This window comes from Gottfriedia acidiceleris, from assembly GCF_050457485.1.
Lineage (GTDB): Bacteria > Bacillota > Bacilli > Bacillales > Bacillaceae_G > Gottfriedia > Gottfriedia acidiceleris_D.
In genome coordinates this window covers 454,804-479,943 of record NZ_JBCMJM010000003.1, presented here as the reverse complement: position 1 = coordinate 479,943, position 25,140 = coordinate 454,804, and the positions used below count along the sequence as shown (strand labels likewise).

The 25,140-nt window shown below is 35.3% G+C and carries 19 protein-coding genes; 17 read left to right on the top strand and 2 right to left on the bottom strand.

What is annotated here, in order from left to right; genetic code table 11:
- Positions 1-113: 113 nt before the first annotated feature.
- From ABEY15_RS04790 to ABEY15_RS04740, 11 genes are all read left to right on the top strand, one after another.
- On the top strand, positions 114-1,031 hold the full coding sequence (locus ABEY15_RS04790) for an N-acetylglucosamine kinase (RefSeq protein WP_429888797.1): 918 nt from the start codon (positions 114-116) through the stop codon (positions 1,029-1,031).
- 33 nt (positions 1,032-1,064) lie between these two features.
- Positions 1,065-2,192, top strand: coding sequence for a MupG family TIM beta-alpha barrel fold protein (locus ABEY15_RS04785; protein ID WP_429888795.1), 1,128 nt, complete (start codon positions 1,065-1,067; stop codon positions 2,190-2,192).
- 26 nt (positions 2,193-2,218) lie between these two features.
- On the top strand, positions 2,219-3,586 hold the full coding sequence (locus tag ABEY15_RS04780; RefSeq protein ID WP_429888793.1) for a sugar phosphate nucleotidyltransferase: 1,368 nt from the start codon (positions 2,219-2,221) through the stop codon (positions 3,584-3,586).
- Between the two features lie 33 nt (positions 3,587-3,619).
- Entirely contained in the window at positions 3,620-4,336 is a 717-nt protein-coding gene (locus tag ABEY15_RS04775) for an SIS domain-containing protein (RefSeq protein WP_429888791.1), read from the top strand.
- A gap of 430 nt (positions 4,337-4,766) precedes the next feature.
- Positions 4,767-6,707 carry a BglG family transcription antiterminator gene (locus tag ABEY15_RS04770; protein ID WP_429888789.1) on the top strand — a complete coding sequence of 647 codons (1,941 nt, stop codon included), beginning with the start codon at positions 4,767-4,769 and terminating at the stop codon, positions 6,705-6,707.
- A gap of 173 nt (positions 6,708-6,880) precedes the next feature.
- Positions 6,881-11,194, top strand: a complete 4,314-nt coding sequence (locus ABEY15_RS04765; protein WP_429888788.1) for an InlB B-repeat-containing protein — start codon at positions 6,881-6,883, stop codon at positions 11,192-11,194.
- Between the two features lie 100 nt (positions 11,195-11,294).
- Complete coding sequence (gene celB, locus ABEY15_RS04760; protein ID WP_025568869.1) at positions 11,295-12,599, top strand: PTS cellobiose transporter subunit IIC; 1,305 nt, start codon at positions 11,295-11,297, stop codon at positions 12,597-12,599.
- 51 nt (positions 12,600-12,650) lie between these two features.
- Positions 12,651-13,166: an RDD family protein gene (locus ABEY15_RS04755; RefSeq protein WP_429888786.1), complete on the top strand. Its 516-nt coding sequence runs from the start codon at positions 12,651-12,653 to the stop codon at positions 13,164-13,166.
- Between the two features lie 29 nt (positions 13,167-13,195).
- Positions 13,196-13,504, top strand: coding sequence for a PTS sugar transporter subunit IIB (locus ABEY15_RS04750; protein ID WP_429888784.1), 309 nt, complete (start codon positions 13,196-13,198; stop codon positions 13,502-13,504).
- 141 nt (positions 13,505-13,645) lie between these two features.
- Positions 13,646-13,957, top strand: coding sequence for a PTS lactose/cellobiose transporter subunit IIA (locus ABEY15_RS04745; RefSeq protein WP_097974004.1), 312 nt, complete (start codon positions 13,646-13,648; stop codon positions 13,955-13,957).
- Entirely contained in the window at positions 13,957-15,273 is a 1,317-nt protein-coding gene (locus ABEY15_RS04740; protein ID WP_429888782.1) for a 6-phospho-beta-glucosidase, read from the top strand. The genes ABEY15_RS04745 and ABEY15_RS04740 overlap by 1 nt, the downstream gene beginning before the upstream one ends.
- A 226-nt stretch (positions 15,274-15,499) precedes the next feature.
- Here the strand turns inward: ABEY15_RS04740 and ABEY15_RS04735 are convergent, their stop codons facing one another.
- On the bottom strand, positions 15,500-16,921 hold the full coding sequence (locus tag ABEY15_RS04735) for an amino acid permease (RefSeq protein WP_429888780.1): 1,422 nt from the start codon (positions 16,919-16,921) through the stop codon (positions 15,500-15,502).
- A gap of 673 nt (positions 16,922-17,594) precedes the next feature.
- On the opposite strand from ABEY15_RS04735, the gene ABEY15_RS04730 reads away from it, so the two are divergent.
- On the top strand, positions 17,595-18,857 hold the full coding sequence (locus ABEY15_RS04730; RefSeq protein WP_429888778.1) for an efflux RND transporter periplasmic adaptor subunit: 1,263 nt from the start codon (positions 17,595-17,597) through the stop codon (positions 18,855-18,857).
- A 184-nt stretch (positions 18,858-19,041) separates the two neighbouring features.
- Here ABEY15_RS04730 and ABEY15_RS04725 read toward each other — a convergent pair whose 3' ends face one another.
- Complete coding sequence (locus ABEY15_RS04725; RefSeq protein ID WP_429888776.1) at positions 19,042-20,337, bottom strand: MFS transporter; 1,296 nt, start codon at positions 20,335-20,337, stop codon at positions 19,042-19,044.
- A 452-nt stretch (positions 20,338-20,789) separates the two neighbouring features.
- On the opposite strand from ABEY15_RS04725, the gene ABEY15_RS04720 reads away from it, so the two are divergent.
- From ABEY15_RS04720 to ABEY15_RS04700, 5 genes are all read left to right on the top strand, one after another.
- Positions 20,790-21,596, top strand: coding sequence for an alpha/beta fold hydrolase (locus ABEY15_RS04720; RefSeq protein ID WP_429888774.1), 807 nt, complete (start codon positions 20,790-20,792; stop codon positions 21,594-21,596).
- Between the two features lie 33 nt (positions 21,597-21,629).
- Positions 21,630-22,427, top strand: coding sequence for an IclR family transcriptional regulator (locus tag ABEY15_RS04715; RefSeq protein WP_429888773.1), 798 nt, complete (start codon positions 21,630-21,632; stop codon positions 22,425-22,427).
- Positions 22,428-22,700: 273 nt separating this feature from the next.
- A complete protein-coding gene (locus ABEY15_RS04710) occupies positions 22,701-23,234 on the top strand; it encodes a cupin domain-containing protein (protein ID WP_429888772.1) in 534 nt (177 codons plus the stop codon).
- Between the two features lie 112 nt (positions 23,235-23,346).
- On the top strand, positions 23,347-24,270 hold the full coding sequence (locus ABEY15_RS04705; RefSeq protein ID WP_429888771.1) for a VOC family protein: 924 nt from the start codon (positions 23,347-23,349) through the stop codon (positions 24,268-24,270).
- 63 nt (positions 24,271-24,333) lie between these two features.
- Entirely contained in the window at positions 24,334-25,125 is a 792-nt protein-coding gene (locus ABEY15_RS04700; RefSeq protein WP_429888769.1) for an SDR family oxidoreductase, read from the top strand.
- Positions 25,126-25,140 lie beyond the last annotated feature (15 nt).

Below are 25,140 nucleotides of genomic sequence, written 5' to 3'. Positions count from 1 at the left end.
AACAAATTTGAAAATTAAGATGAAATAAGATACGAAAAAGTTTGAAATTAAAGCTATTTGTATAAGTTGATACGATAACTAATTAGCTAAACGAAAGGATGGATCAACACATAATGAATAGATTGATAATCGGAATGGATGGCGGAGGAACGAAAACGAGAGTTATGGTCAAAGAACGCCTAGATGGAGAAACGTTATTTGATCAAAATTTTGGAATGTCAAATTATAACAACATCGGTGTAGAAGGGCTTAGACCAGTATTTAGTGAAATATATGAATCGCTTGTTTCTTATTTTGGAGAGCGTTTACAAAATGCGATTCTTGTACTAGGCTCTGCAGGAGTAGATCGACCGAAAGATATTGATATTTATTTGAATGCATTAAAAGAAAGTGGTTTTACTTGTCATCTAGAAGTAGTGAATGATGCAGAAATTGCTCTTGTTGGTGGGAATGGAGATCGAAAAGATGCTTTGATGATTGCTGGAACGGGCTCCATTGTTATGGGGATAGACTCAAAAGGAAATACATTACGCTCAGGCGGATGGGGCGGATTAATAAGTGATGAGGGTGGCGGTTTCCAAATCGGTTTACATGCAATCGCGGCTGTTATGAATGAGTACGATAAAGTAATTGCTCCTACTTTATTTACCGAAAAATTGCTCGCTCATTTTAAGTTGAATTCTCCGGAAGATTTTATGGATTTATTATACTTGGAAGATACAATTCCGGTTGATAAGGTAGCTTCATGTACGCCAATCGTTTTAGAAGCATGGGTAAAAGGTGACGAAGCTGCTCGTACAATTGTTGAAGGAGAACTAGATAAGTTGGTTCGTTTAGTCATTGGAATCAGCCGACAAATGGGTTCAATTAATTTCCGCCTATCTGTGGCAGGAAGTTTGCTGACGAAATCAGCTGAGTATTTCGATACACTAAAGGATAAGTTAAGTGTGGCTTTACCCCAAGTTGAACTTTCTGCACCTCTTTATGATCCAGTTTTCGGTGCCATCATTATTGGTGAGAAATACAAGTAATTCAAATTAAAAATAAAGGAATGGCGATCGAATATGCGTGAAATAGGAATTAGTGTGTATCCCAACTTTTATCCTTTGGATCAAATCAAAGATTATTTAGAAAAGGCTAAATCATTAGGCTTTAAAAAGGTATTTGTTTCACTGATTTTAAATAACCATGGTTTTGAAGGTGCACTAAATGTAAATGCGGACACTTGGAATGAATTATTTAGTTATTGCAATCAACTTAATATGACTGTGTCAGCTGATATGAATGATGAAGTTTTCAGTGAGTTGGGTTGTACATTAACCGACCTTACAGCATTACAAAATATGGGCATCACAAGGCTCCGCATCGATGGAGGGTTTACGAGTGAAGAAGTTGCACTTCTTTCAAAAAATAAACAGGTGATCCAAATAGAAGTAAATGCTTCAATGTCTTCTTCTAATAATCAAAATGGAAACGCTTTACGCGAATGTCGTGAGTTTTTAGAAACAATAGAACGAGAGGGAAATATCGGACAACTAACAGCTTGTCATAATTTTTTTCCTCTACCAGATACAGCATTGTCTTTAGAAGACATACGCTCAATTAACAATATGTTTGCTTTATTCGGTGTGCCAGTCGGAGGGTTTGTTGCATCACAGCTATCGCCTAAAGATTTACACCATTTAGGTCATGGAGTTTGTACAATTGAAAAACACCGCTTCTTGCCTAGCCATATTGCCATGCTAGAGTTATTTGCAAATGGTTTTAATGATGTGTTAATTGGTGACTCAATTGCAGATTTTTCAGAGCTCAAAGAAATGGCTAGATGTTACAAACAAGATTATATAGAAATTCCAGTTGTTTTTAATCAGTTTGTTCCCGAGCAGACAAAGGTGAAAATTAACGAGCAGGTTCTTATTTCAAGAGTAGATCAACCAGCAAATCTCATTCGTGCAACTGATACAAGGGGAATGGAAGTACCTCATTGCTACTGTGCTCCAAGAGAAAAATATTCAGTTTCTATTTTAAATAATCGAAGTGCACAATATGAGGGCGAGGTACAAATTTCATTAAAAGATTTAGGACAATCCGTTGAACATAATGTTATTGGATTTGTTCATCCTTTTGCATACGATTTAATGCCCTATTTATTAGCAGGCAAAAATAAATTTCGATTAGTTGAATATAAGTAAAAAAATTTTATAGTCGAGGTATTAGAATGGTAAAAAGTGCAGTAATTCTTGCGGCAGGCAAAGGGAGTAAAATGAATCCTTTCAACGCAGTTCGCTCCAAAACAGCAATAAAAATCGCTGGTAAGCCATTAATACGTTATAATATTGAATCCATTGTAGCAATGGGAATAGAAGAGATTATTGTTGTCGTTAATGAGGAACATCAAAGGGAGATTGAGAATCTTCTATTCGACATAGTTAATATTAAATTTGTAGTTGATCAATCTAACTTAGGAAGTGCAGAAAGTTTAGTAAAGGGAGCTGAGAAACTTTCAAGTACTAAGGAGTTTCTAGTTCTTTACGGTGATACGATCATTGAACAAAAGGATCTCAAGCAATTAGCTAATTCCAACAAATCTACCGTTTTGTTGAAAAAATTAGAAGAGTCTTCAAGGAATTGGATCGGTGCGAGTATAAAGGATGGTTATGTTCAGTCGATCGGTGCTCACTACCGTGGTGACAGTATTACCCATCAATTCGCGGGATTTCTTTTTGATGAGTCATTACTAGATGAATTGAGAAGAACGCCAGATTATTTTCCAAATGTAAAAGTAGGAGTGGGTGTTCCGAAAGAACGATACGTCGAAGCTGCACTACTAAAATCACTTGAGAAAACAAAATTACAAGCGATTGAGTGTAATGGCTATTTCTTTGATATCGATAAGCCTTGGCATATGTTAGAAGCGAATGAATATATGGTGAATCATTTTTGTAATGCAATAAAAGAGAACGAACTAGCAGAAGGTGCGACGATTTCTGAAAATGCAACCATTCATGGTCACGTAAAGCTTGGTAAGAATTCATCAATTGGTGATCGAGTTGTCATTCACGGTAACCTAATTGTAGGTGATAATACAATCATAGATAATGGTGCGATTTTCAATGGCAATGCAGTTATTGGCGATCAAACTGCCATACGTAATTATTGTATGATTTATGATGGAGTTTCAATTGGATCGTATTGTATATTCGACCACTGTGCAGAGTTCCTTGGCGGAATGGTAATGGATAAGGTGTATCTTTATCACTATGGGGAGTTTTATGGCGCAATAGGCAGTCATACGGATATCGGTGCTGCAACAGTTTGTGGAACATTACGTTTTGATGACGGTGAAACTGAGCACGTGGTTAATGGACGAAAAGAAATACCTTTACATTTTTCAAATGCAGCTTATCTTGGTGATTATTGTAGAACTGGTGTGAATACGATTATTATGCCTGGATGTAAAATAGGGGCTTACAGTGTGTTAGGAGCAGGTGCAATCATCGATAAAGATATTGAACAAAATAGTCTTGTTTTCGTAAAACAAGATTTAGTTATAAAAAAATGGAGTGAAAAGAAGTACGGTTGGTAATTTTATTAAATCGATAAAAGAAGGTATTCATTTATGGAGAATTATTATAAGTATGTGATGGCAAATCTCGAAAAACTATATACGACACAGAATCATAACATTGACCATGCAGCAACTTGTATTTTTGAAGCCATTCAAAATGGTGGTCGCTTCCTTGTTACTGGTTCGGGTCATTCACATATGTTTGCAGAAGAATTTTATGTAAGAGCGGGTGGATTTGCGGGAGTCTCTCCAATTTTGCCGAATGAGTTTTTTTTACATGACCATCCATTAAAAAGTACTGTGATCGAACGAATAGAAGCTTATGCAAAAGTAATTTTTGATTTATACAAAATAAGCTCAAAGGATATTCTTGTGATTGCTTCCAATTCGGGAAGAAATGGAATGACTGTTGAACTTGCAAAAATGACACAGGAATGCGGTGCAAAGGTAATTGCTTTTACAAATCCAAATCATCCAGAAGGCTCAAAATCAAGACATAGTAGCGGAAAATATCTTTGCGATTTTAGTGATGTAGTCATAGATAATTGCACCGGACCTGGAGATGCTGCCTTTTATGTAGATGAAGCAAATACAGGTATGGGGGCAACTTCCACAATGGCTGGAGCCTTTGTTGCTCAATCAATTTCTATATTATTAGCAAAAAAATATCATCAAGCTGGATTAAAACCACCTGTGTTTAAAAGTTCGAATGTAGATGGTGGAGATGAATGGAATAAAGAGTTGTTTGCTAAGTATTATGGTGTTTAATAATTAATCGAATCTCTAAAAGATTTATCGTACTTATTGGCTCGCTTTTGCGTTCCCAGTTTATGGGAGCGCTTTTTCACGTTTGAACGGCATAAAGTGTTAACCTTGTCTTACAGAATTTCTAATACATTGTTAAGAAATGCTTAAAACAATAAACAGCCAAAATCCTTGATCTTAGTGCTTTTATGCTAAGATAAGGATTTTTTTTGTATACAAAAGAATTAGAAACGATTGGTGCTAGTAAAATGTTCCTGTATTTTGTAGTAGGACTTAGGTCGTATTATAGCATTGTAAGTATATATGACATATGAACTAGACGTATTTGTTTTAAATTGCGAACTATATTGGAAAAATTCAAACTGTTAAATAGATTTGATGGAAAGTAAACTTAAAATACTAGATTAGGCATCTAGGGGTGGTGAGGTAATGTATGCGAAGAGATTTAATTTTGCAATATTTGTATCAAAAAGGAAAATCACTAACTTCACAGGAACTTGAATCAGAATTCGCCATTTCAAATCGTACACTGCGAAATGAATTAAAAGAATTAAACGCGATTGGAGAAAAGTCTGGATTTGTGATTCAGAAAAAACGTGGTGAGGGCTATTTACTTCATATAGAAAACCAAGAGTTGGTCCAAACATATATGAAAGAAATAGACGGGGCATTGGCACCAGATTTACCTCGTGTTCGAGTGAATAATATTATTATGCTTTTGCTTCAAACGACAGAGTTTCAAACGATCGATATGTTTGCTGATAGTCTAATGATTAGCAGATCGACAGTTTTTACCGACATGATTGAAGTTGAAAAGCAAGTAAGGATTTTTGAATTAAAAGTAGAAACAAAATCACGTTACGGAGTTCGTTTACTTGGGGATGAAACGAATTTTAGAAGAGCGTTTTCCTACTTCTTAAGTCAAAAAGAAACAGGATTATTAAAGAAGTCAAATTATCAAACTTTTGAGAAAGCGTTTCCGTTTGAGGAAATCCGAGCTGTTTTGAGTGAAGAAGTACAGAATAATCAATTGAAATTAAGTTATTTTGCACTTGAGAATATTTTAGTGCATATCCAAGTACTCTCGTTTCGAGTAACTCAACACAACTTTATCTTGCCTAATCAAGAAAAAAAGTTAGATGTTTCTCTAATTAAACCGTCGTTTATGAATATAGCAAAGAGAATTTGTGAAATTCTTTCTGAACTATATCATGTCGTATTACCAGAGAGTGAAATAATCTATTTAGCTGCTCATATAAGTGGTAAATCGAGTGTAGACGATATTGAGGAACATGAAAAAAATGACTTAAAACAAAAACTAATGAATTGTTTAGAAAGATTAGATCAAACATTCTTAACTCAGTTTTCAGGTGATCAGCAACTTTTAAATACGATGATCATGCATATGTATCCATTGTTAAGAAGATTATATTTTAATTTAAAGCTTACGAATCCATTAATAGATGATGTTTATAGTAGGTATTCGGACGTGTTTATGATTGCTTTAAATTTCTCTGAAATGATAAAGGAAATATGGGGGTTCGAACTTTCTAGTGACGAAATGGGTTATATTACAATGCATTTAGCAGCTCACGTGGAAAGGGAGAAGCAAAAACAATTAAGCTCCTACAAAGAAATTCTACTATCTTACGGATTAGGAGCAGGGTCGGCTGATTTAATGAAAATGAAACTTGAGACACTTTTCCAAGGGGCAAAAATTGATGTCGTTTTGTATAGTGAGCTTCAATCATTAAATTTAGAAGATTATGACTTATTAGTTTCATCGACTTCGATTCCATTTGACAATATTTCGATTCCGTATATTCAAGTAGCACCAATACTAACTGAAACGGATGTCCAAAGAATTCGTCGTACGCTTACTAGATACCCGGCTAATAAAGTTAAAGAAGATGTACCAACACTTTTATCTTTATTTCATACAGATTTGTTTTATATAGAAGAAAGCAAAGAGTCGTTTGACTACAAAGCCTTTATTAAAGAAAAGGCAAAAAGCGTTGTTGAACTAGGATTTGCAGCACCTAACTATCCAGCTTTAGTTGTCGACCGTGAAGAAAAAATATCGACGATACTGCAAAATGGAATTGCTGCGCCACATGCATTAAAAATGGTTGCGATTCAGGATTCAATCAGTGTGGTGATTTTTAAAAATCCGCCAACAATCGATGGGAAAGTTGTACAAATCTTATTTTTAATTAATCTTCGTGCCGGAGACTTGTTTTTACACAAAGAGTTAAGTCGATTATTTTTACATTTAATGGACCACCCCGAGACGAAGCAGAAAGTATTAAAATCAAATAATTTTAACGATTTTCAATATGAAATTTCAAAGATCCTGTTTCAATATGGTTCGTAGCAGTTTAGCGATCATTCTAACAAACAAAATTAGTAGGATGATCGCTAATAGAAACGAATCAACTTCATGCTATCATTTGTCCTTTTTAGATAATCTTGAAAACGGTTACTTATTAAAAAAAGATGTTCTTCGATTAGAAAATTAATTAAATAAATTACTTTGGAGGAAGATAAATGAAAAGAAATAAATGGTTTTTAGGTAGAGCACTTCCAGCTTCTGTACTAGCAGCATCAATGTTTGCAGGTACTTTTAATAGTGTAGTAGTTAATGCTGCTCCTACTATTTCAACTCAATCTACTGTAGCTACTATTTCAACTGGTACTAAGATTTATATGACAACGACACAGATCACTCATGCAAAACCAGCTAATTTAGATACAACGAAGCCAGTAAAATGGACAACATCTGATCCATATGTTGCATATGTTGATATGATTGGAAACGCAAAAGGTGATTATAGCGGAAAGATTTTAGGGGTATCTGGTGGTACAGCAAGAATCACTGGTACTGGAGTAGATACGAGTGGTAATGCAACAACTGTGAATATTACCGTTACTGTAAGTGAGACACAGTCATCTACTAATCTTGAAAAGGTAGTTTACTATTATAACGCTGGAGATTCAAATATTCCGGCTGCTCTAAAAGATTCAAAATGGGAAACAACAAATATTCCTACTGCACCATCAGGAGCTAAATTCCCATCTAAGAGCTATGTTGGCTATGTAAATGGAGAAAGTGGCGTAAAATGGTTGGTTTCAAAGGATACTTTAATCAAGTCAAACGATAAAATTATTCTTGGTGATGAAAAAGCTCATGGAGTAATTACTGGTATCGTATCTGATGCAATTACACTTTATGATCCAAACTTAGCACCAGCAGATCAAATTCAGTATCTACAAGGAGGAAGATATATTCCTCAAACTGGTGAATCTTCAGGTTCTGGTACTAATAATTCTGGTGCGGCTGCAACTTTTAACGCCAAAGAAGTGATTACCAACATTATGCCTGATGGTAATAATGGACTTTGGGTTCTAGGTGAAAAAGGTAATGCAACGCATATCGTTAGAAAACAAATGTCACTAATGGGTAAATCTTTACTACAAACAGAGGTTTCTAGAAACTATACGGACAGATTTGGATTCCAATCAGGTAGTATGTCTTTCTCTTCTACAGCGGACATGGTAAAAGCACTTATGACAGCTGATAAAGACGCTGCTAGAGCAACGGGTGATACAGACAATGATGGTCTTTGGACGACAATGTATGCTTCTGGCGAAATCTGGAGATATAACTACATGAAGGAAAACTTCGGAGCATCTGATGAAAGAACAAAAGATGCAAAAGCATCTGCTATTCGTGCAGTTGAATCAATTGTAACTCTTGGTTATATATCAGGTACACAATTAAAAGTTACATCTAAAAACAATGTAAACGACTATGTGTATGTTGTTAACTCTTACGGTGGAAACGTATCAACGATCGATGAAGCAAAAACGTGGCTTGCAGAGAACGAAGGAAAGCCAGTTTACGTTGATGAAAATGGTAAGTATACATTAGATCACACAAAAAAACCTGCTTCATCTGGTTTCTTTGCTAGATCGTACAAGGTTAAAACAAGTAATAACGGCGCTACAGTTCCAGAAGCAGAGACTTGGGATAATGCATGGATTAAAAAGAAGGCAGGACAAACTACAGATATAAATGGAGATACAGTTTACTATAACGTGCCAGGAACTTTCAAAAATGGAACTAATAATGCTCTTAAAGCTTATGACACAGTTGCAGTACCTCCACGTTTAACAGAAATATTTGCAGACCAAAATGAAGGTTTTGATGATGATACAAAAGCATTAGACTCAAATAAAGTTGTTTACAAAGCAACAACATCTACAGATGAATTAGTAGGTCATTATTTTACACTTGATCTAGCATATAAAGCATTTAAAGATGAGGATCCAGAACTAGCAGCGTTAATTAAAAATAATATGATTAATCACACAAATGCGTTAATGCTAAACAACTATTTCCAACTGACTGTTAACGGCGAGAACCCAACTGAATCTCGTTTTAATGAGGGAACGATTCGTGGAAATGGATTAAACGTTCCAAATGCTCCAACTAGATGGGCAAATTTAAACCCTGAATACCTTGATGGTAATAAGGATGCATGGGGAAGAGACGCAGACTATGAAGATGGTCCATTAAATGCACAATTACTGTTACAAGCACTTGTAGTTGCAAGAGATTTAGGTGGATATAGTGACACTGAAAGAGAAATACTAAAAGCTCAAAAAATTAATATTGCTGAACCACTTGATTATGCAAACGAGTATAAAGTAATGAATGGTGAAAAAGCGTCAACAAAGGCAAATGAGCACAATGAATTTGAAGTAAGATATCCAAAAACACACAATTCAAAATCGATGCTTGATATGACATTACAATATCTTGCAAGATACTTTGGTATTGCTGCTCATAATGGTGATGATATCGGTGTAAGCGGTGTAACTCATGAATCATATATGAATTACTCTGATGAAGAAGAAGAAGCTTTAGCATACTACACATTATCTCATCATGCAGATAAGTTTAACGGTGACGAAATCTTAGAAGGTATGAACCAATGGTGGACAAACGAAAAGAGAGAGAAAAATCCATTCATGACAACTTTCTACGCAGCTTCACTAGGTGCATTGAAAGCAAAAGGAATTGATATCGGAAATGCACAAGTTGATCTTGCAGGTTCAGAATGGCAAATGACACGTATTCCTAATAATTTCATGAACTGGGATGTTCTTTCTGCAAACAGAAATGACGTAACACATGTAGCACCAAATCTTATGGCTGACCAATTAATTCCACGTGATGAAGTAATGATGTCTAAATACAATACAAACATTTTCGGAACGATGGATCGTAGAACAATTGACTCTGGTAACAGCAGAACAATGGAATCTTCAACTGTAATCTCAATGCCTTACTGGATCACTCAAAACCCTGAAGATGCTGCTAATGTAGAAGAGTTAGGATCAAAAGTTACTGCACCAGTAAACAATGGTACAGAAAGCTTAAGTTATCCAACGAACATTGCAAAGATGAATCCTCATGCGAAATATAATGAAGATTCACATACATTTACCATTAATGTGGGTGACTCGGTTAAGCTTGATGCAAAAACAACGGGCTATGTTAGAAATGTGTCTTGGGCAACGAATGCTTGGGATCAAGCAGGATACAGCAATGGACTACCTTCTCAAATCAATGCTGAATCAAATGTTTCTCAAGTTATCGACCTAAGAAATCTAGCAACTTATGGTGATGAAGGTAACGTAAAGCCAACCGACTTAAGTGTAAATGGCGAGTACTATGGTTCATACGCAACTGCGTTAAAACCAGGAACTTGTACAGTTTCGGCATATGTGATCGACGGATTCTTTAGAACACCGAAAAAAATCACTTACACAATCAAAGTTGTTGATCCAATGAAGTCAGCTGAAAAAATTGCTCCTACTGAGCTTGACAAGAACTCATTTGCATACCCAACTTGGTTAAAAGATGCAATGGCTGAAAAAGGATTGAATACAGACGGAAACAAATTTGTAGAAGTTAGTTACGAATCATCTTCACCAGACGATGTTGCTGTTGATGCAGATGGAAAAGTAACGTACAACACTGATAAACCAGCTAACATCACTGCAACGATTGTATACTCTGGAATGACATTGAACGGAGATCCACAATTTGCAAATGATAGCCACGTGATGACTTTTGTACGCACAGTATCTAAAGATGCAAAACAAACAGTATCATTTGATTCACAAGGTGGATCTGCAGTTGATCCAGTAACTGCAACATACAATGAAGCGATTACATCTCCAACACCAACAAAAACAGGATATACATTCCTTGGTTGGTATAAAGATGCTTCATGTACACAAGCATGGAACTTTGCAAACGATAAAGTAACAGCATCTACTACTCTTTATGCAAAATGGGGTATTAACAAATACACAGTTACATTTAACAGTAAAGGTGGATCTAATGTAGCTACTATAACAGGAAACTATGATTCTATCATTGCGAAACCAGCTAACCCAACGAAAAAAGGATTTAACTTCGTTGGATGGTACAAAGATGCAGGACTTAAAACTGCATGGAACTTTGTTACTGATAAAGTAACAGCAAATACAACACTTTACGCAAAATGGACTGTTGCTACACCAACAGGATTAAAAGCAACGAAAGCAAGTACTACTTCAATTAAAGTAAATTGGACTGGATTAAGTGGTGTTTCTGGTTATGAAATCGTTCGTGCTACAAAAAGCGATTTCTCTGATCAAACAACAAAAACAACTACAACTGGAGCATTTACTTCAACAGGTTTAGTTAAAGGTAAAACGTACTACTTTAAAGTTCGTGCTTTCACTCTTGATGGAAAAGTTAAAGTTTACGGTAGTTACACTACTGTTATTAAATTCAAGTTTTAAATCTTAAATCTAAAATAGAAATAAATTCTAAAAGGGATCTTGGTATATGGGGAATTACTGATTTACCAAGATCCTAATTCCTTAGAGAGGGGATAACGAAATGAACAGCAGCTTTTTTGAAAAAAAATTCTTACCGATCGCTTCGAAAATAGGTAATCAAAGACACTTACTTGCTTTGCGTGACGGTATTATGTTTGCCATGCCACTAATGATCATTGGTTCATTTTTCATTATCGTAGCTTGGTTAGAAGCAGATTGGTATCAAAACTTCATGTCAAAAGTATTTGGCGAAAATTGGAATGCTTTTGGAGATATCGTTTATAACGGTTCAATGGGGATTATCGCATTAGTCGCAGTATTTGGCGTAGCGTATTCCTTAGCAAGTAGTTATAAGGTCGATAAAAAGAATATTGATGGAGTTCCAGCTGGGGTATTAGCATTAGCAAGTTATTTAATTGTTAATATTATGAGCACTTTCAAAGATGGTAAGGAAACAGTATCTGCATGGTCACCTGATCTTTTTGGTGCTCAATACTTGTTTGTTGGATTAATCATTGCAATTATTACTGCTGAAATTTATCGTTACTTCTTACAAAAGAAGATCATCATCACTTTACCAGATACTGTGCCGCCAACAGTTTCACGTTCATTTACGGCTCTTATTCCTGGCTTTGTGATTATCCTTTTCTTCTTACTAGTTCGATACGGATTTAGTCATACTGGTTGGGGAGATTTTGCAACGTTTGTTCATAAAGTTGTGACACAGCCATTTACGATTTTAGGTTCAACTTATGTTGGTACACTTGTCGCATGTTTAATGGAACACCTTTTATGGAGTTTTGGTATCCACGGTTCATCAATCATCACGTCTGTTATGGAACCAATTTGGATTACAAATGCAGATGCAAACTTAGAAGCACTTAAAGCAGGTAAAACGTTACCACATATCATTACGTATACATTCTATGAGAATGGAATTTGGATGGGTGGTTCTGGTGCTACTTTACCAGTTGCAATCTATATGACATTTTTAGCGAAGTCAAAACTTCTTAAGAAGGTAGGACGTCTAGCAATTGGGCCATCTATCTTTAACGTTAATGAGCCAATTATGTTTGGTGTTCCGATTGTTTTAAATCCATTTTTGATGATTCCTTATATTCTAGCTCCAGTAGCAGTATTAACAGTAACGTACTTTGGTACGGCAATGGGAATTTTCCCACATACAACTGGAACAATCATCCCATGGACTACCCCATATTTCATAAGTGGTTATCTAATGACGGGTGGTAAGATTATGGGGGTAGTCATGCAATTGGTAGCTTTTGCAGTGGCTTCGATCATTTGGTTCCCATTCATTCGAATTTGGGATAAGAAAAATTTAGAAATGGAGAAAGCTAGTAAATAATTCTCCCAAGCAAATAGATGGATAATTGATTAGAAGAAGGGACTTAAACTTATGGAAAATCGACAAAAAATTATAACTTCGTTTCGATTAAAAAGAATCGGTGCCTTTGTCATTGATGCAATAATTGTTTCAATCATCTTGTCAATTGTGTATCGAATCACGGGACTTCCAAACTTTCCAGGAGTTCTAGCAAATATGATTGAGCTTCAAAAATCAACTGCTAGTCAAGAAGCAGCTGTAAAGGTAATGGCTCTTTTTAATGAAGCATTTCTCCAATCGCTTATAATCTATTTTTGTTATGACGTCTTAACAACCTTATTGTTAAGAGGATCGACAATTGGAAAGAAGATCTTTCGATTGAAGTTAACACGCATTAATAATAAAAAGGGAATACTTCCTTATGTATTACTAGTGATTGTTAGAAGTTTCTTTAAATTTTTGACGATGTTTATTTTTCAAGGTCTTCCGTTCTTTTTATCAGTTATTAGTATGTTTGCTAATAAAAAATCATTAGCTGTTCACGATCGAATCGGTCGATTTGTCGTTATAAATAAGAATGAAATATAAAAAACTTACTAAAGAAAGAGGAAATCATCATGAATATCTTACTTTGCTGCGCTGCAGGCATGTCAACAAGTCTAATCGTTTCTAAAATGGAAAAAGTTGCTGAATCAAAAGGGATTTCAGCACGCATTTGGGCAGTTTCTGAATCAGTTGTTCGCTCAGAAATCGATGAAGCTGATGTGTTATTGTTAGGTCCACAAGTACGTTTCCTTTTAGAAGAAATGGAAGAAATCTGTGAAGAGAAAAACATTCCAGTTGAAGTAATTAATATGATGAATTACGGCATGTGTGATGGTGAAGCGATCCTAGAGCAAGCTATCAATTTAATTGAAAATAAGTAGTAATTGTTGAGAAATGACTTTTCTGATCTTTGCTCAAGAAAAATATGATGAATACCTCAAAGGTTTATAACTTTGAAAATTAATAACCGTGGGGTTATGACGATAAAAAATTTTTATTAATAAAGAGAGGAGGTCAGTTTCATGGTAAAAAATGAAACGGAAATTTTTACACTGATTCTTCATGGGGGAAATGGTCGAAGTGCTGCAATGGAAGCGATTCAAGCAGCAAAAAAACAAGACTTCGATTTAGCTCGCAAGAAATTGAAAGAATCAGGTGATGCATTAAACGAGGCACACCATATCCAAACAACGCTTATTCAATCAGAGATTGGTGGCACTCCAACGGAGATTTCACTTTTAATGATTCATGCTCAAGATCACTTAATGAATGCAATGACTGTAAAAGACTTGGCAAAAGAGTTCGTTGACATGTATGAAAGGGGCCTAAAGTAATGTCAAAGAAATTTAAAATCGTTACAATAGGTGGGGGCTCAAGTTATACGCCAGAATTGGTTGAGGGAATTATTAAGCGCTATGAACAAATCCCAGTAACTGAGCTGTGGCTTGTTGATGTCGAAGCTGGACGCGAAAAATTAGAAACAGTTGGTGCACTAGCAAAACGTATGGTCAAAAAAGCAGGAGTACCAATGGAGATTCATCTTTCATATGATCGTCGAGAGGCCCTAAAAGATGCTGATTTTGTTACAACACAGCTTCGTGTTGGACAACTAGCTGCACGCGCACTTGATGAAAGAATTCCACTTAAACATGGCGTAATCGGACAAGAAACAAATGGTGCAGGCGGTTTGTTTAAAGCCTTACGTACAATTCCTGTTATTTTGGATATTTGTAAAGAAGTTGAGGAGCTATGTCCAAATGCTTGGATCCTTAACTTTACAAACCCTGCAGGTATGGTTACAGAAGCAGCATTAAGATATTCAAATATTAAGAGATTCATTGGTCTTTGCAATATACCGATCGGAATGGAAATGGGTGTTGCAAAACTATTAAACGTAGATCATTCACGTGTACGTATTGATTTTGCAGGTCTAAATCATATGGTATATGGTACAGAGGTTTATTTAGACGGAGTTAGTGTAAAAGAGCAAGTACTTGAAATGATTATGGATCCTGCTAATGCTAGTTTTGTAAAAAATATAGATGCTGAAGAATGGGCACCTGAATTCCTAAAAGCAGTCAATGTCATTCCTTGTTCTTATCATCATTACTATTACAAAACATCTGAAATGCTTGAAAGAGCATTAAAAGATTTTGAATCGAATGAAACGCGTGCAGAAGTCGTACAAAAAATTGAAGCATCTCTTTTTGAAAAATATAAAGATGAAGCGCTAGATATAAAACCACCTGAGTTAGAAAAACGTGGTGGAGCTTATTATTCTGATGCGGCTTGTCGTTTAATTTCATCTATTTATAATGATACGAGAGATATCCAACCATTAAACACGATGAACAAGGGAGCTATTTCAGGCTTACCATATGACGGAGCAGTAGAAGTTAGCTGTGTCATCACAAAAGATGGTCCAATTCCACTGACAATCGGGGAATTACCAGTTCCAGTTCGAGGACTAATACAAACGATTAAATCTTTCGAACAAACAGCAATTGATGCTGCGGTAGAAGGAAGTCGCGAAAAAGCTATTCTTGCATTGACGATTAATCCGCTTGTAGCAAATGATAAAGTAGCTGTAGCGATTGTTGACGAAATGCTAGAAGCTCATAAAGAATATTTACCAAGGTTTTTTAAATAAAACAAATGTTTAGGGCAGCGAATCCATTGGGATGCTGCCTTTTTTGATTTAATAGCTTACTAGAATTTAGGAAATTTTGGGTATGTATTCGATTTGAAATCGGATACATGCTTTTTGTTTTTTAACAGGATTTATTGGAAAATAGGAAACTTGAATTAACGAAAAAAACCACAAGGAAAATAAATTCCCTTGTGGCAATGGCTTTTTTAATAGTCTCTATAATTTTTTAGCTTATTTTAGTTTTATTATTGTTGTTGTTCGCAGTACCAAGTGTACTTCTTTTCCTACCATATAAACCATACACAACAAGTCCTATAGCCATCCAGACAATAAAACGAATAAATGTAATACCTGGAAGACTAGCGATTAGATAAGCAGAAAATCCTATCCCAATTAATGGAATAATCGGTACCAATGGTGTTTTGAAACCTCTTTTTAAATCAGGACGTTTTATACGTAATACAATAATAGAAGAACAAATTAAAATAAATGCTGTTAACGTTCCGATATTAACTAATTCGGCAACTTCGTTAATTGGCGTAACACCTGCTACAAATGCCGTAATTAAACCAATTATTAAAGTAGGACGATAAGGTGTTTTATATTTAGGATGTAATTTTGTAAACCATTTTGGTAATAGACCATCTCTACTCATTGAGAACCAAATACGTGATCCAGCAAGCATAAATGAGAACAATACTGATAGAATCCCAGTAATTGCAGCGGCAGAAATGATTAACGTAATCCACTTCATACCAATATTACTAAAAGCTTTTGCTACAGGTGCTGCGTTATTAAGTGTTTCATAAGGAGCCATTCCTGTAATAATAAGTGACATTGCAACATACAAACATAAAGCGACAGCTAATGATATGATAACTGCAAGTGGTAAATCACGTTGCGGTCTTTTTGCTTCTTCAGCTGCTGTAGTTAATGTGTCATATCCGAATACAGCAAAGAATACTAGAGCTGCTCCACTCATTACGCCATGAAAACCAAAAGGCATGAATGGGTGCCAGTTAGCTGTATTAATATGAAAACTTCCAACGCCAATAACTAATAGAATAATTCCTAATTTGATGATAACCATTAATGAATTAAATTTAGAACCCATTTCAGTTCCTAATGTAAGTAAGCCCGCAATTCCAAGACTAACTAAAACGGCAATTAAGTCAACTTTGTGACCTGCTCCAGTACCAGGCGCGCCTTGAGCCCATACAGGAATATGAACTCCCATTTGTAATAAAAACTCTTGCATGTAGCCAGACCATCCAATGGCTACTACTGCAACAACTAAGGCATACTCGAGTAACAAATCCCACCCGATTAACCAAGCTGTACCTTCTCCTAAAACAGCATAACTGTAAGTATAGGCACTTCCGGCTACCGGTATTAATCCAGCAAACTCTGCATAACACAATGCTGCTGCTGCGCTAGCTAAACCAGCAATAATAAACGATAAGAGAACTGCCGGACCAGCATGTTCAGCCGCTGCTACACCGGTTAATACGAAAATACCTACACCTATGATCCCGCCTAAACCAATGGCAGTCAGTTGCCATAAACCTAGAACGCGGTTAAGTCCGGTATTTTTAGCCCCATCCTGTTGAAGCTGTTCAATCGACTTTTTCCTGAAAAAAGCATTCATCCAAAGACTCCCCCTTTTTGTGAATAATCTGTATTTTTAGTAAATAAATACACACTGCTTAAAAGAGTGCGTAGTAACTAATCAATTTGCAACGGGAGAGTTGTATTAATTCCCAAAATTGAAAGTGGAAAGATTGTTAATTCCTCGAAATTTTCGTAAGCGTTTTCTAACGCGTATACGAAATACTTTTTAATAGACCTAGGTATTGGAAAAATTATCCTATTCTACAAAGATATTTTTTGTATTGTAACATAGTTCAATAATACTACGCAATAATAGTATGAATGTTTTAAATATTATATTTTAAGCTGCTAGAATCTGAATTTTAATTAAATTAATGAAAGTATGTGCGAAAATACATAGATTTATCAAGGGATTCTGTGACTTTTTTAGTAGACACTAATTATTCGTTCTTTCTGGTAAAAATTAAAACATAAACGATAAAATTATTTTTTTGGAATTAAAATTTGAGTATTCTGAAATAATATAAATCTGCTCAAATCAACCTAATAATCAACTCAAAAGGACAAATAAAAGGCTTATTAAAAAAAACATATCAAATATTTATGATTTTCTAAAAAATCTCCTTGAAACGCTTTTTAAAACAATAGACAATAGATATAGGAGAAGTCGTATTAAGTTTTTGGCAAGAGAAGGAAGGGGCAAGAGTTTTATGGAAACGGCGAAAAGAATTGACGAAGAAAAAGAACAAGTAAAAGCAATTACGCCACGTCAGAAGAAATTTATTTTAATGGGGATCATTGTTCTTTTAATCGTTTCTGTGGTTCTTAGCGTAGCGGTGGTAGAAATTAAAAAAAGTAAATCTAAAACATTACAGTTTATCAGTCCAACGGTAAAAAGTTTTACGAAAATTGAAACTGTGTCTGGTCGTGTAGTACAAAGCCATACTGAAACAATTTACGTTAATCCAACTAAAGGTTCTATAAATGAGATTTTTGTTAAAGAAGGAGATACTGTCACTAAAGGGCAAAAACTTTTTTCTTATGAAGATACAACTATAGCAGCTGAACTAGGACAAGCAGAAGTAAATAAGAAGCTAGCAGAAACAACTGTTACGCAGAAAAACGACCAAATTGCATCATTAGAGAAAGACATTCAAAACGCTATTTCAGCGTCAACATCAACACCTAATACAACTGATGCAAATAATACAGATAAAAATACAACAAATACAACAAATACACCAGAGATTCAATCGCTGCAAGCTGAACTTAATACTGCAAAGGATGAGCTTAATGCTGCACAGCTAAAAGTAGAGCAATATACACTTGAAGCTGAAAAGCTAAAAGCACAACAGGAATCATTAACTGTTAACAGTAATAGTGATGGAGTAGTACTTAATTTGAACAAAAGTATCGGTCAAGGCTATAAAGCCACAGATAAACAACAAATCTCAATTATGCAAATCGCTTCAAACGAACCTTTTCAAATTGAAGGAAAGCTAACAGAAGAAGAGAAAGCAAAAGTTGAGCCAGGACAAGCAATTAAAGTCACTTCAAAGGTTGTTGCCGATAAGAACTGGAAAGGAAGCATTTCAGAGGTAAGTAACTATCCTATGAATGAGCAATCCACCAACCAAGATAAAAATTCCAAAAAAGAAGCTATACCATATTACACTTTTAGAGCAACGCTAGATTCACAAGAGAATCTATATCCTGGCTACGAAACAAATCTTGAAGTAGTAGTTCAATCAAAGGATTTGATAGCAATACCTGAGACGAGCGTTAAAGGATCAGGAAAATCAAAATATGTGTATGTACTTAAAAAAGGAACTATTTATAAACAAAATGTAAAAACTGGCCAAAAACAAGGGAATTATATTGCCATTCTTAAAGGGGTAAAGGAAGGGGATAAAGTAGGGAAAAATCCTTCCTGGACTGTCCGCCCTGGAACTAAAATTGATTTAGAAAAGTAATAGAATAGACGATTACTATAGATTATTCATTTTACTATAGTAATCGTCTATTTATTTTCTCAGATTGTTGAAAGGAGCTAGCAATCAGTTTGAATATCAAGCTTTTAGTACTTTGCAACTCAAAGAGAGAGCCCGTTATAAGCTCTCTCTTTATTAATTATAAAAGCGTTTTCAAAATTATGGATTAAGCATTTATTTTTTGTGGAGGTAAGGGAACAGCGCGTAGTTCGGTTGCTTCTTCTTTAATAGAAAATAGATAAGCGATCAATCCTAATAGAGCTGTAATGATTAACATAATAATTGAGGTAGTGAAATTGCCTCCTGATGAATCACGTAACCAGCCCATGATATAGCTAGAAAAGCCACCCATTAGGTTTGTAAATCCGATTAAGCCTGCTGCACGTCCTGCCGTCTCTTGTGTTGAATATTTTACTAAAAACATATTACTAAGATGGAAGACGCCACCTTGACATCCCATAGCAAGTCCCATGCATAACCCTGCTAATACTGGGTTTGGAACAAGAACTGCTATTGTTAAAAATATAGCAGTTAGTGAAAATAATATGGATGCCATTAAGCTTGGGCGTCTTGTTTTATCGGCAAGAAAACCACATGCGAGAACAAATCCAAGTGCAAATAACCATGATAAAGAAGTAATGCTTGTCATACCTTCACGATCAAAACCTTTTGCCTCGATCAAGTATGTTGGCAACCAAATACTTATTCCAAAGAATAGGAAAGAACAGACTAGCATACCAAACCATACAATCCAAAAACGATAATCTTGAATAAAGTTTTTATTCCCAGTGGAGCTACTTACTTGATGTTCTATTGGTTCTACTGGACGGTGAATTAGAGCCAACTCTTCCTTGCTAACCCATGGATGGTCCTCAGGTTTATTTCTAGTAAGAAAAATAAACATTGGGATATTGATTAAAAAGTTAAATCCAGCGAGCAAAAAGAAAGCAGCTTGCCAATGAAGTGATGAGATAACAAGTACTAATATGACTGCCCCAATTGCTGGTCCTAAATAGTTACCTGTAAGCCAAGAAGCTTGAGCTCGCCCTAGCTCTCGTTTGTTGAACCAAGCAGAAATAAATTTCCCTGAAACAGGAATCATCATCCCTTCCCCAAATCCAAGAATAATACGACTTATAATAAATGCTTCATATGTAGTGGAGAGACCAGATGAAAACATAGTAAGAGACCAAACAAATAATCCAGCTATAGCTGTTTTTCTCGCACCAAATTTATCAATAATGAATCCCCAAAATAGATTCGAAATTCCATAAGCGATTGTAAAAACAAATGAAAGAAGACCAATTTTTGCATTTTTGTCAATGCCAGTCATTCCGAGTGCTTTCAAAAACTCTGGATCTGTTTGTATGACAGAAATGCCAACTTTATCAATTTGTCCGAAGAACCAAAAGAAAAAGATTGGTAAAGCAATTAAAATCCATCTTTTTTGTCTATGTAGCATTAAAATTCTCTCTCCTTTTTAAATCAAGTAATTGCGTTTAAAATTTGGAAGGAAAAAGCAGAAACTACGTTTACCTAATAGACATGAAGATCAAAAAATATGTTTTGATACTTCACGCTTTAATTTTGCATTAAATTGTTCGATTCACTCCTTTCAAAAAAATGTAAATGTTTTAAATATAAAACACTGTTTCGTATTTTAACAATGAAACTCTTTTAAAGATAAAATAATTAGAAAAGTTTGTCAATTGTGATTTTACAGAAAAATTTTCCAGTTTTTATTTTCTATTTCACTGATCTAATATTTGTCTTTCCACAAAAAAATAGAGTTATTGACATTAAATTCTGACAAATCTATAATTCAAGTTGAAAAACATGTTTTTTATATGAAACACTATGTATTATTCAGTTTAGTAGACTTTGAGTAAAGAAAATAGAGTGGAGGTACTGTGGATGCCAATTAGTCATTTAAAAGAGTTATCGATTCACTATCAAGAATCTGGTGAAGGACAAGCCCTTGTAATTTTACATGGTTTGGGAAACAATTCTCAGTCATGGAAGCATCAATTAAATGAATTGAAGGAACATTATAGAGTAATCGTTTGGGATGCTCCAGGTTATGGTGGAAGTTCCGATCTAAAAGAGGAGTTTCGGGATTTTTCCGAGTTTGCAAATGTACTTAAAGAGTTTTTGGATAGTCTAGGGCTAAATTCTATCTATTTACTAGGTCATTCAATGGGATCGGCAATTGCAATTGATTTTGCGAGTCGTTTTCCACATATGGTCGATGCGTTAATTATTTCAGATGCAACACGTGGAGCAGCTGGATTAAGTAGAGAAGAAAACGAGACAAAACTTCAAAATAGATTAAACTCCATTGAAAATCTACATCCAAGTGAACTAGCCAGAAAAAGAGTAAAAGCATTACTTGCGCCAAATGCATCAGCTGAGGTTATAAAAGAGGCTGAGCGTATAATGTCACAAGTACGTCTATCTGGTTATCGTTCTGTTTCCTACTCTTTATCAAACTTAAACCAAATGGAGATTCTGTCTTCAATATCTGTACCAACACTTGTTATGTGCGGGGAGTTAGATCAAGTAACTCCAGTAAGTGAATCACAAATATTTCACGAGTTGATTCCAAATTCGGAATTTGTTATCGTTCCAAATACTGGGCATTTATGTTATCAAGAAGATCCTAAAATATTTAATCAATCCGTGTTAAACTTTTTAAAGAAACAATCGATAAGTCAAAAGTAGAATTGAATCTATGTATTAGGAGAGGTTTGCTCGATGGATAATGTAGAAAAAGAAAAATATAGCGCCAATTCTTTAGTTAGAGGACTAGAAATTATTAAGCTTTTTAATGAGGAACATCCTAGTTTGTCACTTTCAGAGATTGCAAAAAAGTTAGGGGTAAGCAGAACAGTACCTTATCGATTACTTTATACACTGCAGTCGATTGGATACTTAACACAGGATGAAAATACGAAACAATATTCGTTAACTCCTAAAGTTCTTGAATTAGGTTTTAGTTATATAAATAGCTTGAAAATACCTGAAATTGCACAACCTTATATGGAATCATTACGTGATGAAATAGGTGCCTCTTGTCATTTGTCAATTTTAGATGGACATGAGGTAGTTTATGTAGGGAGTGCTCCGGTAAGAGGAGTATCAGCAGTCAATGTCAATATTGGTTTAAGACTACCAGCTCATGCAACTGCAAATGGAAAGCTACTTCTTGCATACGAGCCAAAGGATAGTCTTATGCAGCTGTTTCAAGTTACAAATTTAACACCATATACAGATAAGACATTGACGACTCCTGGCGAGTTTATGGACCAATTAGAAAAAATACGTCAAAATGGCTACTCTATGACTAGTGGAGAGTTCCATCAAGGTATTCATTCGATTGCTGCCCCAATATACGGTAGAACTGGAAAGGTATTAGCAGCACTGAATATCGTAGCAACTGAATTATCTTATCAGGAAGATTTCATGAATAAAGTTGCATTGCCTAAACTTCTAGATGTCTCTGTTTTACTATCAAACTATATGGGTTACAACGGCAGAGTTTCAACAAAATAAAATAGTGCAAGTTAAAAATATGGGTTCCATACTAAAGGAATCCATATTTTTTTTGCAAAAAAAACTAGTTATAAACCTTGAAAATACAATGATTTTTTATATTTAACTTTTATGACATATCGAAATTTTCTAAAAACTATGTTGACACAAAGAATAATCCGTCCTAGAATTATTTTATAGATAAAACACTGTTTTGTATATAAAACGAATTCATGGTTAAATACAAAACATTTTGATTAAAAAAAGAACAACAATACAGGGAGGATTTTTAAAATGACAAATGAAACTTTTTCAGTTAAAGAATTTGAAAAAAAATACGTGGCTCGCTTAGAAGACCGTACGCTAGATTGGAATGTATTAAAGTTTCAAGAGGAAATTGATCCGAGATATAAGCGTGCTCAAATGCGTTATATTGGACGCGGTGCGACAGCGAATAATGATTCAAATGTAATTACAGCAGAACATTTTACATTAAGTACAATGGTTCTACCTCCTGGCTGTATTGGACCTTTACATCTACACGATGATGTAGAAGAAGTATTTTTTATTCTTGAGGGAGAAGTTACTGCTTTAATTCAAGAGGTTGATAAAGATGAAGTACATGAAATTAAATTAAATGCTAGAGATTGTATCAGTTCTCCTCCTGGTGTTCATCGAGGCATTCGAAATGATGGAGATACTGAAGCACGTATGTTAGTTATGCTTGGCGCAGTGAAACCAAACCTTCCAACTTATCCAGAGGGTAGCGCGCTTGAAGAACTTCGTAAACAACGTGCTAAAGAAAGAGAAGCAATCATCAAAGGTTAATTGAAAAAATTGAAAAAGGGTCAGCTGCATATTTTGAATAAATTGCAGCTGCCTTTTTCAATAGAGTTAATAAAAGAAAGCGCTTTATATTGATAAATGGGAGGGATTGTTGATGCTAGGAATTACTCATTTAAGACATATAAGTTTGATCACTCCAAACTTTGACGAACAAGTGAATTTTTACGAAAAGGTTTGGGGGTTAGATCGTGTAATTGGTTCAGATGACAATGATATTGCATATTTTCGAGGGGCAGGTCCAGAACATCATATACTAAGCCTTCGAAAAGGGGATAAATGCGGTTTACATCATATCGCATTTGGAATGGTTGATAAAAATGCAGTGGATCGTGCAGCAGAAATCTTACATTCAAAAGGTGTACATATTGTTGAAGAGCCAGGTTATTTGGATGAAGCCGGTGGAGGATATGGACTTCGATTTGTTGATCCAGAAAACCGTGTAATTGAACTTTCCGCTTGGGTAGAGGTTCAAACATCTATTTGGACTAATAAAAACGTTGATCCCGTGAAATTAAACCATGTAGTTATGAACACAAAAGATTTAGATATGATTGTGGAGTTTTATACAGATGTGCTTGGATTCAAAGTGACGGATTGGAGTGAGCACCAAATGTCCTTCTTAAGGTGCAATCGAAAACATCACTCGATTGCATTTAATCAAGATGTACACGCTTCGGTTAATCATATTGCTTATGAGGTTGATTCGGTGGATGAGCTGATGCGAGGCATTAGTAATGTTAGGAAGGCTGGACTAAGTGAGTTATGGGGTCCGGGTCGCCACGGTCCTGGTAATAATATCTTTTGTTATTTTCAAGATCTTGGTGGATTTGTCATGGAATATACATGTTATCTTGAAACAATTGAAGATGAGGCCGAATGGAGAGCGCGAGTTTGGAAACGCGTGCCACATCTAATGGATCAATGGGGAATTGCTGGCCCACCAAAACCAGAAGCTCGTAAAGCTATGGGCGGTGAGCCGGATACTGGCTGGGTAGATACAACGGTTAAAGTGCGATAAAAAGTTTAAATAAAAATGCTTTAAGTAAGACGAACCATGAAAGCTTTAATAAGGGGTGACGGGATGGATCTTGGGTTAAAGGGAAAAGTTGCAGTAATTATGGGTGGCACCTCTGGTGTTGGACTGAAGACAGCTGAATTATTTTTAGGTGAAGGTGCTAAAGTAGCGATTTGCGGAAGAAGCAAAGAGCGTGCAGATAAAGCATTAAAGCATTTACTATCATATGGCAAAAGCGAAGATCTATTTGCTGCGACCTGTGATGTTACATCAAAAGAGGAAGTTAACTCGTTTATTCAACAAACAGCAGAAAAATTTGGTGGAATTGATACGTTAGTGAATGCAGCTGGTCAAAGTGTTATGGGGCATTTTTTCGATATAACTGATGAACAGTGGCAGGAACAAATTCAGTTAAAGTATTTCGCAATTATTTATGCAGTTCGTGCAACTCATCCTTATCTAGTAAAAAGAGGAGGGGGACGAATTATTAATATAAATGCAACTCTAGCAAAAGAACCTGAGCGTCATATGGTAGCAACAGCAGCGACACGTGCAGGACTTTTAAATTTAAGCAAAACTTTGTCTCAAGAATTAGCATCCGACAATATTTTAGTAAATTCAGTAAGTCTTGGATTAATTCGAACCGACCAATGGGAACGTAGAAGATTGAAAAATGCTCCTAATATGGATCCTGAAGAATATTATAGAGATCTTGCGATAAAAAGAAATATTCCACTAGGTCGTGTAGGGGAAGCAGAAGAAGTTGCTAGTGTAATTGTTTTTCTTGCTTCAGACAAAGCGAGTTATGTAGCTGGTTCTACAATTGAAACTGCAGGTGCAATCGGTAAAGCACTTTAAATAAATTATTAGATA

Excerpts from the sequence above, each read along its gene's own strand:
- ABEY15_RS04790 (WP_429888797.1), top strand. The coding sequence starts at position 114 with ATGAATAGATTGATAATCGGAATGGATGGCGGAGGAACGAAAACGAGA.
- ABEY15_RS04785 (WP_429888795.1), top strand. The coding sequence starts at position 1,065 with ATGCGTGAAATAGGAATTAGTGTGTATCCCAACTTTTATCCTTTGGAT.
- ABEY15_RS04780 (WP_429888793.1), top strand. The coding sequence starts at position 2,219 with ATGGTAAAAAGTGCAGTAATTCTTGCGGCAGGCAAAGGGAGTAAAATG.
- ABEY15_RS04775 (WP_429888791.1), top strand. The coding sequence starts at position 3,620 with ATGGAGAATTATTATAAGTATGTGATGGCAAATCTCGAAAAACTATAT.
- ABEY15_RS04770 (WP_429888789.1), top strand. The coding sequence starts at position 4,767 with ATGCGAAGAGATTTAATTTTGCAATATTTGTATCAAAAAGGAAAATCA.
- ABEY15_RS04765 (WP_429888788.1), top strand. The coding sequence starts at position 6,881 with ATGAAAAGAAATAAATGGTTTTTAGGTAGAGCACTTCCAGCTTCTGTA.
- celB (WP_025568869.1), top strand. The coding sequence starts at position 11,295 with ATGAACAGCAGCTTTTTTGAAAAAAAATTCTTACCGATCGCTTCGAAA.
- ABEY15_RS04755 (WP_429888786.1), top strand. The coding sequence starts at position 12,651 with ATGGAAAATCGACAAAAAATTATAACTTCGTTTCGATTAAAAAGAATC.
- ABEY15_RS04750 (WP_429888784.1), top strand. The coding sequence starts at position 13,196 with ATGAATATCTTACTTTGCTGCGCTGCAGGCATGTCAACAAGTCTAATC.
- ABEY15_RS04745 (WP_097974004.1), top strand. The coding sequence starts at position 13,646 with ATGGTAAAAAATGAAACGGAAATTTTTACACTGATTCTTCATGGGGGA.
- ABEY15_RS04740 (WP_429888782.1), top strand. The coding sequence starts at position 13,957 with ATGTCAAAGAAATTTAAAATCGTTACAATAGGTGGGGGCTCAAGTTAT.
- ABEY15_RS04735 (WP_429888780.1), bottom strand. The coding sequence starts at position 16,921 with ATGAATGCTTTTTTCAGGAAAAAGTCGATTGAACAGCTTCAACAGGAT.
- ABEY15_RS04730 (WP_429888778.1), top strand. The coding sequence starts at position 17,595 with ATGGAAACGGCGAAAAGAATTGACGAAGAAAAAGAACAAGTAAAAGCA.
- ABEY15_RS04725 (WP_429888776.1), bottom strand. The coding sequence starts at position 20,337 with ATGCTACATAGACAAAAAAGATGGATTTTAATTGCTTTACCAATCTTT.
- ABEY15_RS04720 (WP_429888774.1), top strand. The coding sequence starts at position 20,790 with ATGCCAATTAGTCATTTAAAAGAGTTATCGATTCACTATCAAGAATCT.
- ABEY15_RS04715 (WP_429888773.1), top strand. The coding sequence starts at position 21,630 with ATGGATAATGTAGAAAAAGAAAAATATAGCGCCAATTCTTTAGTTAGA.
- ABEY15_RS04710 (WP_429888772.1), top strand. The coding sequence starts at position 22,701 with ATGACAAATGAAACTTTTTCAGTTAAAGAATTTGAAAAAAAATACGTG.
- ABEY15_RS04705 (WP_429888771.1), top strand. The coding sequence starts at position 23,347 with ATGCTAGGAATTACTCATTTAAGACATATAAGTTTGATCACTCCAAAC.
- ABEY15_RS04700 (WP_429888769.1), top strand. The coding sequence starts at position 24,334 with ATGGATCTTGGGTTAAAGGGAAAAGTTGCAGTAATTATGGGTGGCACC.